Source organism: Methanolobus sediminis (assembly GCF_031312595.1).
In the GTDB taxonomy this organism is placed as follows: domain Archaea; phylum Halobacteriota; class Methanosarcinia; order Methanosarcinales; family Methanosarcinaceae; genus Methanolobus; species Methanolobus sediminis.
Window position 1 is genome coordinate 316,232 of record NZ_CP133592.1, and the last position, 12,216, is coordinate 328,447.

Here is a 12,216-nt window from a genome sequence, read left to right on the forward strand (position 1 = left end):
TAATTCAATCAATTGAATAAAAATCAATATCATCATTCCTTTTCTTTAATAATCCATGGTGTTTAATAAATACACAGGAATCGGGTCTGGATGGAAAACAGGTAAATATTTAAACAAAAAATCTAATTTGAAGGTCTTGCTGAAACATGCAAATAAACTATAAGAACACTTTTGTTAATTTTGCTGTAGAAGTTGAGTTGAATAGGATTATAACAATATTCACTATATAGTTAAAGCATCAGGTATTACCAAAAAGTGATTGTGATGAATATTGCTCGAAAAATTGCAAAAAATGCAACATCTATTGTTGTAGCCGACATCATTACAAAGATAATTGCTTTTGTAGTAATGGTTTATTTGGCCAGGTATTTGGGTGTAGAAGATTTTGGAATATATAATTTTGCCCTTGCATATCTTACTTTTTTTCGAGTTCTTAGTGGTTTTGGTTTAGATATTGTTGTAATTAAGAATATTGCGAGGAATAAAGAGTTATCGAAAGAGATAATGAGCAATGCTCTTTCGATTCGGTTTTTAACAGGAATCATAACAATTATATTAGCAATAATTACAATATATTCGTTGAATTATTCACATGAATTGCAATTTTATATCAGTTTGCTTTCGTTTATCATTGTATTTCAAGGAACAAGCTATCTCCTTGAATCGTTCTTTCAATCAAATTTGAAAATGGAATATTATTTAGTATCAACAATCTCTCAAAAGGTTATATATGCAGCGTTGATATTTCTATTAATCAAATTGGAGAAGGATCTAATACATTTTTTCATAATATTAGTCTTAGTTGAAGCAATAAGAACGTTAATAAATTATATATATTCCCAAAAATTAACAACATTTTCTTTTAGTTCAAATATCAGATATTGGAAACACATGCTAAAAGAAGGGGTTCCTTTTTTTTTAGGCTCCTCATTTTATATAATTTATGACAAAATAGATGTCCTGATGCTTTCTTATTTAAAAACAGAAATTTCAGTAGGCTTCTATTCTGCCGCATATAAACTTACTGACCCACTTCTATTTGTACCCATTGCTTTGTCCTCAACTTTGATGCCTATAATGTCAAAAAAATATGTAGAAAAAAAAGAATCACTCAATAATTTGTATTCGTCGGTTACGAGATATTTATTTATTTTAATGTTTCCAATGAGTCTAGGAATCTATTCTCTTTCCCAACAGATTATTGTGCTTATATTTGGTGCAGAATACTTAATTTCATCTTTTGCTTTGCAAATTACCTCATGGTCACTTTTCTTTAGCTCATTTAATTCAATTCAATCATCAATTTTAATTTCAATGGATAAACAAAAAGTGAATACTCAAAACATTTTTATTTGCTGTATTGTGAACATATTTTTTAATATGGTACTAATACCAAATTATGATTACATTGGTGCTGCATATGCAACCTTAATTTCAGTAGTTGTATTACTATTATTAAATTACTATCAATTATACAAAGAATCAATTAAGCTGCCTTTTAAATCTTTTATTAAACCCACATTGTCGGCTTTGGTTATGTATCTAGTAATTCAAAAAATAGATAGTAATAGTTTATATTTAACAATATTATTTGCTTTTTTAGCATATCTTTCATGCCTAGTTGTTGTTAAAGGAATTAACAAAGGTGATATAATGATGATAAAAAAAATCCTGAAGCAAAATTAAACTACATAGAATTCACCTAATTTATTAATGTTAATTTCCTGACACAACAAACGATATATCGATAACCAGAAGTATTAAAATATATAAACAAATACCCCATTGTCTTTTTGTAGGCAAATAACATATTAGAATTATTCATACTAAATTATCAGGTGAAAATTGAAACGGGAAATAAATATTCAACATCAGCTTAATTAGACAGCATTATATAATTCCAAATACTCCTTCGCAACACTGTTCCAACTAAATATTGTCGAAAATTCTTTTTGAGCTTTGATTAACTTTATAACTTCTGGATTGTTTTGGTTTTCTAAGATCCAAGAAAACTCATTGGCTATTATCTCAGGAGTAGGTTTAAAGGTATGAAGTTCGTAATTATATTTTTTTGCAAAATCGTTTATTCCAATATTTTCAGCATAAATTACAGGACCATTTGTAGTAGATAATGCTTCAAGAACAGCAAGAGAAAATGGCTCATAAATTGAAGGATAGATTGTAGCATCAACTTTTTCTAACATGTATTTTAGTGAGATATCAGAAATGAATCCCATAAAAATAACATATTGAGAGATCATATTATCCACACAAAATGAATACATTTTATCCTTAAGAGGACCTTCACCAACTAAAATTAGATTAATAGGACACTTCTCGTTGCGAGCACTACACTGTTTCACAAATAAAGCGAATCCCTGAAGTAAAACCTCAATTCCTTTTTCTGGAGCAAGCCTACCATGATAAAGAATTGTCAGATTAGTTTGAGACAACATATTATCTAATTCGTTAATATTATCTACATTTTTATTGTCAAGTGGATCTAACCAAAATGATGCAATTCCATTCCGAATAACAAGTACATTATTTAAGTCATATTTTTGTTCAAACAAACTTTTCATATTGTAGGAATTAACAATAAGTTTATCAGCTTTTTTCAATATAAATGGCAGGAAAATATAATTGAGAATGTAAGGACAAAAATTCAAATCCCTATTTTTTACTTTAATCAAAAACTCAGTCCGTGGTTCCCCATGATAATTAATAATTATTTTATTTTTTTTTAACAATGAAATAATATAAAGTATAAACTTTTTATTAGGGAAAATACTAGGACTTAGCGTAAAGTGCACCAAATAATTACCATCTTCGAATAACAATTTTTTAAGAGATATTCTTTCAATATTTTTTGTGTTAGTACAATCAACCAAGTCATCATTAAAAGTTTGTTGGAAAATATAGAAATGTATTTTTTTGTTTATATCCAAATAAGCATTGAATAAAGATAAAGCTACTTTTGATGGTGCACCTGTTCTTTTAGGATAGTAATAAATAACATTAACCAATTATTCACATCCTAGCAATGATTTATAGCAATCCACGGTTTTAGCAACGATTAAATCCCATTCAAAAGAAGTTGCCTTTTTACAACCCGCTTTGCCCATCTCTTTTCGCAAATTATTATTTTCGAGTAAGAATGATATTTTTTCACATAGATCTACATGATCAGAAGGGGAAAACAAAAAACCATTTAAACCATCTTCAACCAAATATGGAATACCACCTACATTCGAAGCAACCACAGCTTTTGATGATGCCATTGCTTCCAACGTGACTATTGAAAATGATTCAAATTTTGAAGGTACGACACAAATATCAACAGACTTGTAGTAACTTATTTTCATATCACCAAAAATATATCCCAAAAAAGTAACATCATCTGTAAGGTCATATTTTGAAACCATTTTCTTAAGATTGGAGATTTGTGGACCTGTGCCAGCAATATAAAGATGAGTATTCGGAAACTTGCTTTTAACTAAGCTAAATGCTTTTATAAGTATACCAATATTCTTAGTTTTTACCAATCTTCCAATAAAAAATATACATGGATGTTTTAATTTAATGTTGTTATAATTTAATTTGAAGTCACTTAGATTTACTCCATTCGGAATTACCTCAATATTACAAGAGGGATAATACATATCTTGAATCATCTTTTTAACAGCAGGAGAGACAGCAATTAAAAAAGAAGCATTTCTCACAGAAATTTTTTCGAAGTACTTAAAAATTAAATGTTTACATAATAATCGATTTCTAATAGATTCTTTTGAATCTAAGGCTACTATGCCGTGTAACGTGACTATAGTTATAAATTTGTTTTTAAGTACTAAAGGAAGCAAAGCATATGGTAAATGTGTACCATGTATGTGAACTATATCTGGATTTTGCTTTTTTATAGCAGCAACCAAATGATATAGTTGAAATAAAGAAATAGGTAAAAGCCCATAAATTTTTTTATTTTTTATAGGAGTTAGTTCATAAACAGAATCTACATATGGATTCGTTGAAAGCCTTGAATATAAATTGGAAGTGTGATTGAATATTCCATGCTGTTCATTATCAAAATTGTCATGCACTAATGTGATTTTCATAATATTCATGCTTCCGCAATATAAATAACTATACGCCTATTATCATATACCTTGCTTTTTTTAGAATCGATATTACTCATTATAGACCTATAAGAGTAAGTATCGAAAACTAAATATTTGATATCATAAAGTTCAATAAAAGTTTTGTATCTATTATCATCAACCGGAAAATTAGATATCCAGTCATATTTTCCCCAAAAATAGGTACCACTTTTTTGTACATATGGACCGTCAAAAAAATAACTCAGACTAAATATATCGGAAGCAATCGTTGAGTTGATTGCTTCGTCTTCACTGATGAAGTCATAAGTCAAAGCAACTGGCGGTATTGATGGAAATATTGCATGTCCGTTTGATATAGCAATTAATCGCCAAACATCACCCCCAGTTGTCAGAATATGGGAACTTAGCTCCATAGAATCTCTTGCCCATAGACCTGCAACGTTAGTTTGCTCTTTCATATACCAGTAACCTTGGGAATCACCAGTACGGTAATGATTATAAAAGCCAGAAAATATGGAAGAGGATAATATAATTAAAATGATGAAAATATGTATGATTTTTGATTTACTGCCAGAAAAAAGCATGTTTTTAAAACCAATTGCTACAAAATAAATGGTTAAAGGTAATAATATAAATTTACCATAATCAGCTGAAAAAAAGATCAAAGAGAACATTAAAACTGTAACAAGCATAAACCATTCATTAGAACTTTTACTATCTTTAAAAATCGCATATGCTGCTCCTCCTATAGCAAAAATCAGAATTGGACCTACATATCTAGCTGTAGCCACTATTAACACCAGAAATGAACCATAGCGAGAACCAACCATCATAAATTTTGTTAAGAATGCAAATGTAATTAAAAAAATGAGACTTGCCAAATATAAGGAATTTGCAAGAACTGAGTGCTGTTTAATCTTTGATGCAACATAACCAATAGATAACAAGAGTTGTGTAAAAACATAGGATACAAAAACAATCACTCCAAAATAAGCAAAGTTATGAGTTGCCCGTAAGAACAAAAACAATAGACATATAAGAACTATTTTTTTAGGTAGTGACATGTTTTCTTTTGCCAGAAAATAAAAAAAGAGAGGAAACATTACAAGGAATAGTCCTCTTGTACTTGCATCCCATACCGTAAATTGTAAAATACCCTGGCTTATAGAATAAAAAAGAGAAAAAGCGAACCTAAAAAAAAACTTGTCAGACAGACTAGTTGCCATAAGATATGCTGAAAACATACTGAATAAACCAAGAGAAGTACCCATTACCCAAACCACTGATTCCATTTCGAAGTTTCCAAGTTGCTGTATACCTGAAAGAAGAAATGGAACAGAACTTGCATAAGAAAAGGTGTACAAGCCAAAAACAGAATATATGTTAATCCACCACTTAGCAAAACCAAATTGTGTAATAGAATTAGCTAGTACATGAATTTGATACGAATCATTGCCTATTTCATGGGGCACAGAAGGAAGTCTCAAGACAAGATTTAAAATAAATGCTAATGCAATTAAAATCAACTTGTTTTTCGAGTTCAATGTAGAGATTTTTTGAATCATTGTATCAAACAACAGTTTAGTTTTTTTTAGATAGATGTCTTGAGAAGATTTCTTTATATTTTTGATGCCTAAAGTAGTTTCTAACTTCTAAATCTGGAATCTTTTCTTGACGATTTACTTGGCTACTAAAATATCCTAAAAAGTAAGCCATTCCCGATAGTGGAATTTTTGAAAAAGAATACCTAATAGATCTTAAAAAAACTAGTGGGAATGCATAACCTATATAATAATGACTTTTACCTAATGTAACATATCGCTTCCAATTGCCATCTGCACCCTGTGCATATCTTGTTGAAAAATGCTTGGCAGTTGGAAACCGTTTAACTTCATAGCCTGCTAATCTTGCCCTTACATTAATAACACTATCATAGGAATATGACTGGGGAATGCCACCAATCAAATCAAAACAATCTTTCCTCAATAGGAGGACACCTCCAGAAGGAAGATCAGAAGTTGTAGCAGGCACAAATTGACAATCCTTCACTATATAGGGATAACCAGAAGCCACGCCTACTTTGGGATTTTGAACAAATTCTTCAATCATTGATTCAAAATATCTTGGATCAAGGTAAATATCACCGTCAATATTTCCTACATATTCAAAATTAGTTCCATTGGATTTGCAAAATTGATAGGCAAAATCAAAACCTATTTGCATTATTTTGGGTAAATGAAAACCAAGGTCACGATTATTTTTTTTGGCTTCAGGCGTTAAACTTTTTATCCATTTATATTGAGTTTCTGCTTTTTTAATGAATAGTGATGAAGAATCCGTACTGTGGTCATCAATGATTACCCAAAGAATAGGCTTTAAGCTTTGCGATACGACAGAGTCTATCAATTTACCAATGTTCGCCTCTTCATTCTTGATGGGAGTTATAAGCACATAATTGGAATCCATTTTTCACTCCTTAAATGGTAATTCACCCAAATTAAACAGAGCATCTATTGCAGACATATTTGCTTCAAACCCATCGTAGCACTGTTTGTAAACAGGATGCTCAAATTGTTGAAACTCAACGCTGACATCTGTAAAAAGACTCATATCCATATAGTCTTTTCCCATAGGGCCTGAAAAATAAACGTTACCACCTACTGCTCTAACAGTATCAACAATCCTCTGAGTTCTTTTTGAATTCAACTCATAGTTTGTTGAATAATCTATTTTGATATCAATATCAAAAGCCTTAATCAAAAAGTTAATTAAAACCATATTGAAATCGATAAGCTTATCATATTTTCCATCATATATTCTTCGAAGCTCATCTTCATATGAACTAAAATAAGGAGATTTTTTGTACCAACCTGCAATTGTTTCAAAATGAGCTTTATTCCAAGAACGTTTGCCGATATTTATATGATTTTTAATTAGTATTTCATTAATAGGAATTTCACTTTGATTCACAGGCACAGTTAACCAAGTCCAGCCATCAAAAGTTCTTATACGATTTCGATGTTGAAAATCACCATCATTAAATTGAGCATCATCATGAATTACAAAAATATCCGAATGAAGCATCTTGTGAAAAAAGCCTAAGTATGGTAAATTGTTTGGCTGGTGAATAGCAACTTTCACTTAAAAAACCCCATCAAAGAATCATCAATTCGTATTACTTCAAAGCACTCTGCATACTCGTAGCCCATCGCCCACCCATAAAATTTAGCCATTGCTTTAACTCTTTCAATCAACTTTTCTCCACCGAATTTTGTATATTGACTGTTATATGCCCGTATACAATCTGCCTTTTTATCTATTGTAGAAGTTATATCGACAAAAAACTGTGGTTTAAACGCAAATATATTTGGCCGATAAGGCAATGGAGAGCCACTTAATACATTTTTTACTCTTCCTTGCCTCGCTGCGGCAGCCATCACTTCAGCAGCAGTTTTGTGATCTTGATGAGAATCGAATGGATGATGCGAGATTAAAATATCTGGTTTTATCCTATCAATAAGATCATCTACTTCCGAAACAACACCGGAATTTACACTAAGCCTTGTGGTTTTATAATCCAAAATTATCAATTCTTTTACACCAAGTATTTTAGATGCGAGTTCAGCTTCATCATGAAGAGTTGAATCTTTGTGCATACTACCAGCTGAATCAGTATACCCACCTGATGTCAAAATTAGCATATATACCTCATCACCATTCTCTGAAAACTTCGCCAATGTACCACCAGCTTCCAGTTCCATATCATCCGGATGTGCACCCATTGCAAGTATTTTTCGGACCATAGTAACACCTATACTATTTTTTTATATAAATAATTAACATCTTCTTCAGCGAACTTCACAAAACCCTTTTTTTCATAGAAAGTTATAGCCTTTAAATTTTTCTTTTTGACTTTTAGCGTAATACAAGTACCATCTGGAACTGTTTTGATTATATGCATCAATAGCTTTGACCCTATTCCTAGGTTTTGATTATTTTTTAATACTATGAATCGATGAATATGAACATTATTTTCGTTCTTTTTTGAACAAATAACGTATCCAATTAATTGCTTTTTGTAAAAAGCAAACTTCGATAATTTCCATTTTTCAGGTAAATCATGCAAAAAATTATAAATATTCCATTCTTCTAACTCAAAATCTGAACTTGAATCTATTAAACAAATATTTTCCATATAATTTACAATCGTATTTGGGGATAATGTTTCAATACATAACATATCATCAGCAGATTTATTATTTGTAGATTGTTCAGAATATATTTCCATACCATCACGATAGATATTTTATTTGAGATTTATTAAATCAATTTTCTTTATTTTTCTTGCAGGCACGCCAGCAACAACAGTATATGATTCTACATTTTTAGTTACCACAGAACCTGCACCCACAACAGCCCCTGCACCCACAGAAACGTCCGGCATAATTATTGACCCCGCACCTATCCATGCATCATCCTCTATAGTTACTGTGCCGTGTTTGCATGTTACATAAGGAGCAATTTTCGAATTATTGGGGTCAGATGCAGTGATACAGATCACTCGAGGAGCAATGGAAACGCGGTCACCTATAATCACATTCTTCCGGTCTTGCAGTTTGTCGATAACAAGAAAACCTTCGCCAATATATACTTGATTTCCAATGCAATAACCAGCTAAATTGAGAAGGTATATTCGAACCTTATTAGCGGGAGAGATTGAACCCAAATACTTAAGTATTTTCTTTAATGGTTTATTTATTGCCTGCATTTTCTATTACCTTAACAATTTTATCTAATTCCGTTTCTTTCAAAGTATGATAGTGAGGAACAACTAAAATTCTTTCAGATACAAATTCAGTATTTGCACAATCTCCTTGATAACCATATTCTCTTTTTGCAATTTCCGGAGTTTTGGTAAACATTTTTGCGTTATCTATACCGTTTTCGAACAAAAGGATGGCAGTTTTATCTCTGGTGCAAGTATCTTTAAATAAAATAGGAAAAAGAAAATAATTACACCATGAATCCGGTTTTTCACAAGGAAGTTTTAACTCCAAAGAAGCCATTCTATCCATCAGGTAATATGAATTGACCCTGGTTGCGTCCACTACTTTTCTAAAACCACGCATTTTTTTTAGAATAACATGCAAGTTACTGTTTCTAATCCTTCTTTTCTTAAAAGAATACTTGTTCATAACATCCACTTTTTTTTCAATCAACGAACCAAAGGGAAAGGAAAACAATCCAAACCAGGGTCTGTGATACAAAAATGAGCGGATGAATGAAATAAATGTATGCAAAATTTCATCCAAGGAACTTGATGTATCATAAGATTCAACTTCAGATTTAATCTTTTCAGCAAGTTCTTTTTCTTTTGTTACAATCAAACCACCTTCACCTGCAGAAATATATTTTCCACTCCGGAAACTGAAAAATCCAGCAATACCCATGGTACCCGTTAGATTTCCTTTATACGTGCTTAGCAGCGAATGAGCACAGTCCTCTATTATCGGTTTATCTCCACAAATTTGCAGGATTTCATCCATTTCAGCCGGTCTTCCAAATATATGAACAACTACCACAGCATCAAGAACATCTATTTTTTGTGCGAGATCGACAGTACTTACGGTCAGGTTTTCCAAATCAATGTCAAGGAAAACAGGCACATGTCCCGCCTGAATAATCGCATCAAAATCACTGGGACAAGTATATAGTGAAATGCCGATTCTGGCTTTCTCAGGCAGGTCAAGAGCTTTTAGTATAGTGTACAGAGAAGTTCTTCCACTATTGGTCCAATATATGTCAGAATCTTCGAAAATACCTTTAATGAGAGATACGTCTGGAGTTTTCCAAAGATTTAATAAGGCATAAAAAAGGTCCTTCAGACCATAGTCGATGTTAAACCGGGGGATTAATCCCGGATTTAATTTTATTCCCATAAAGCCAGCCTACAAACAATAATAAACAGTATTTATTGATAAAATATCTTGTTTCACACTAATTTGTTATCTGTCCATTCATCTATGATTTCATTCCTTTCAATCACATCGACCATGAATTGATTCACATCAACTTTCTCTTTTAACATAATTTCCCTTTTTGACTTCCATAGTGAAGATGTATGCTCGGATTCTAGTAATTCAACAGCCTTTTCAAGAGCCATGTTCCTATCTTTCAGATTTATTGCCAAGCCATATTTTCTTTCGAGTTCATTTAAGTATCCTCTTTCAGTATTTGACACATAGATGGAAGGAACACCAAGTATAGCAGCTTCTGATGCCATAGTAGCTCCCTCACCAATATACATCTTGGCAAAAAAAAGTACATCATGGAAATCTTTAGGAGCAATATCAACCTGATGGCTTTTGATAGTATCCCAATGGGCATTTTCAGCGAAAATCAATACTCTGCCATATTGTTTAATTGTATTTATAAAATCAATGAGTTCGTCCTCAGTAGAAAAACTAAAGCCCTTAGCATTGAGATCATGATGTGAAGCCAGAGCTGACAGCCTAACGACTATGTAGTCTCCACTCAAACCATACTTGGTGAGAACCTGCTTGTTAGGATTAAAACAATTAGGATGAAGATATGTCAATTCAAGATAACCGTTAAACCTTTCGTGTTTCTGCCCAAAATCCAGATAAAATGAGTTTGACGTATAAATCTTATCAGTAAAAGGAATAGCAATTTTTGCGACAAGACCTGCAATCTCTGTATCTGGAAAAGCAATGTGCGGTTTCCCTAAAATCTTGCTGACATGGGCGGCATATGGTGAACCCGGACTTACGAATATGTCTGGTCTGAAATTCCGGGATATCCGGTACAATTGTAGATCATTACTTAAAACACCAAATACTTTACCACTCATGGTATGATAATAGTATCCTAACTCATAATCAAATCCATAATCATCAAGTAGTTTTTTTGTATTCTCCTTGACCCGGGCATATATCTTGATAATGTGTCCCTTTTTTTGCAATAAGGGAATAATTTCTTTAAAAACATTTATATCTTTGGGATGTCCTATGTCCAACATTATACGCAGTGAATCACTTCCAAGCTATTTTTTGCAGCAAACATATCAAGATAGGGACTTAATACATTTTAAACCAACCATTGCAACTTTTTTTCTGGTCGCTGAATGAACCTTCTCATATCTCCCAAAGTTCACCATTTCCCCACCAAACCTTCTTTTAAACTCCCTGACACCATAAGGCTTATCTGGATGACCTGCACCTCCAAAATCAAATACCTTGTACTTTCCAGCATTCTCTTTCAGAATCTGCCATACAAGTGCCTCATCAACATAATCAACCCCTTGCTTAGACCCTGCATACCAGTCATAAACTATATCTTTATAGTTCAATGTTATTCTCGTGCCTATGGCTTTATTGTCCTTCAAGGCAATGAAGAAGTCTGCATGCCCCTTGGAAACAAGGGAATCATAAGCAGTCTCAAAAAGAGAGATATCGGCTATTGGGATCTTGAAGCGCCTATAGGTTTCAAGTACCAGTTCATAGCAGGCACAGACTTCATCTGAGTTTTCCACTTTCCGGACAACTATCCCATTTTTTTCAGCACGGTTTATACCTTTCCTGCGGGACTTGTGGATGCCACTCCATATCTCATCTTCCTTCCGGTCAAGATCTATCAGAAAGTCCAGATGCTGATCGTACTCAAAACCCAGAGAGTCAAGTCTTTGCCTTGAATCACTCGTATCCCACATGTTACGAATCTGCGTGTAAACAATGCTGCCACCAACAAGCGTATTATAGTGTTTTAAGAGAGAAACAACAGCCTCCAAGCCCTTTTGAGAATCCTTGAAAAGAGGGCCTCCTTGTATTACTGAGCGGGATGAGAACTTTGACAGCAAACCCTGCATCTCACTGATTATAGCACTCTGTAGGACAGCTAGAACCTCACCATCGTCTTCATCAATTGCCATTAGAGATATCGACTCATAGTTCTTTGTCCGGTTGAACACATCAGCAATCATCGTGCTCTGGAAAATATTTCCCTTTGGATGGGAAAGAACGAATGCATCCCACTCACCTTTTTCAAAAGAATCCGTTATTTCAATCATAGAAAGACTCCGTTA

General features: G+C 32.7%; 12 protein-coding genes. 1 reads left to right on the plus strand and 11 read right to left on the minus strand.

All coding sequences use genetic code 11. The annotated features are described in order from the left end of the window. Positions 1–264 precede the first annotated feature (264 nt). Complete coding sequence (locus RE474_RS01525; protein ID WP_309311231.1) at positions 265–1,686, plus strand: oligosaccharide flippase family protein; 1,422 nt, start codon at positions 265–267, stop codon at positions 1,684–1,686. A gap of 194 nt (positions 1,687–1,880) precedes the next feature. Here the strand turns inward: RE474_RS01525 and RE474_RS01530 are convergent, their stop codons facing one another. Genes RE474_RS01530 through RE474_RS01580 form a run of 11 tightly spaced genes read right to left on the minus strand, consistent with a single transcriptional unit; the run spans position 1,881 to position 12,201 of the window. Beyond that, positions 1,881–3,026, minus strand: coding sequence for a glycosyltransferase family 4 protein (locus tag RE474_RS01530; protein WP_309311232.1), 1,146 nt, complete (start codon positions 3,024–3,026; stop codon positions 1,881–1,883). Then, entirely contained in the window at positions 3,027–4,112 is a 1,086-nt protein-coding gene (locus RE474_RS01535) for a glycosyltransferase family 4 protein (RefSeq protein ID WP_309311233.1), read from the minus strand. 5 nt (positions 4,113–4,117) lie between these two features. After that, positions 4,118–5,680, minus strand: a complete 1,563-nt coding sequence (locus RE474_RS01540; RefSeq protein ID WP_309311234.1) for a hypothetical protein — start codon at positions 5,678–5,680, stop codon at positions 4,118–4,120. A 16-nt stretch (positions 5,681–5,696) separates the two neighbouring features. After that, positions 5,697–6,581, minus strand: coding sequence for a glycosyltransferase family 2 protein (locus RE474_RS01545; RefSeq protein ID WP_309311235.1), 885 nt, complete (start codon positions 6,579–6,581; stop codon positions 5,697–5,699). A 3-nt stretch (positions 6,582–6,584) separates the two neighbouring features. Further along, positions 6,585–7,256 (minus strand): WbqC family protein, encoded by a 672-nt coding sequence (locus RE474_RS01550; RefSeq protein ID WP_309311236.1) that lies wholly within the window; start codon positions 7,254–7,256, stop codon positions 6,585–6,587. Beyond that, a complete protein-coding gene (locus tag RE474_RS01555) occupies positions 7,253–7,918 on the minus strand; it encodes a PIG-L deacetylase family protein (RefSeq protein WP_309311237.1) in 666 nt (221 codons plus the stop codon). The genes RE474_RS01550 and RE474_RS01555 overlap by 4 nt, the downstream gene beginning before the upstream one ends. Positions 7,919–7,926: 8 nt before the next feature. Beyond that, positions 7,927–8,403 (minus strand): GNAT family N-acetyltransferase, encoded by a 477-nt coding sequence (locus tag RE474_RS01560; RefSeq protein ID WP_309311238.1) that lies wholly within the window; start codon positions 8,401–8,403, stop codon positions 7,927–7,929. An 18-nt stretch (positions 8,404–8,421) separates the two neighbouring features. Beyond that, positions 8,422–8,883 carry an acyltransferase gene (locus tag RE474_RS01565; protein WP_309311239.1) on the minus strand — a complete coding sequence of 154 codons (462 nt, stop codon included), beginning with the start codon at positions 8,881–8,883 and terminating at the stop codon, positions 8,422–8,424. Beyond that, positions 8,867–10,054, minus strand: a complete 1,188-nt coding sequence (locus tag RE474_RS01570; RefSeq protein ID WP_309311240.1) for a DegT/DnrJ/EryC1/StrS family aminotransferase — start codon at positions 10,052–10,054, stop codon at positions 8,867–8,869. The genes RE474_RS01565 and RE474_RS01570 overlap by 17 nt, the downstream gene beginning before the upstream one ends. 53 nt (positions 10,055–10,107) lie before the next feature. Further along, complete coding sequence (locus RE474_RS01575) at positions 10,108–11,154, minus strand: DUF354 domain-containing protein (protein WP_309311241.1); 1,047 nt, start codon at positions 11,152–11,154, stop codon at positions 10,108–10,110. 45 nt (positions 11,155–11,199) lie between these two features. After that, a complete protein-coding gene (locus tag RE474_RS01580) occupies positions 11,200–12,201 on the minus strand; it encodes a lipid II:glycine glycyltransferase FemX (RefSeq protein WP_309311242.1) in 1,002 nt (333 codons plus the stop codon). Positions 12,202–12,216: the final 15 nt, after the last annotated feature.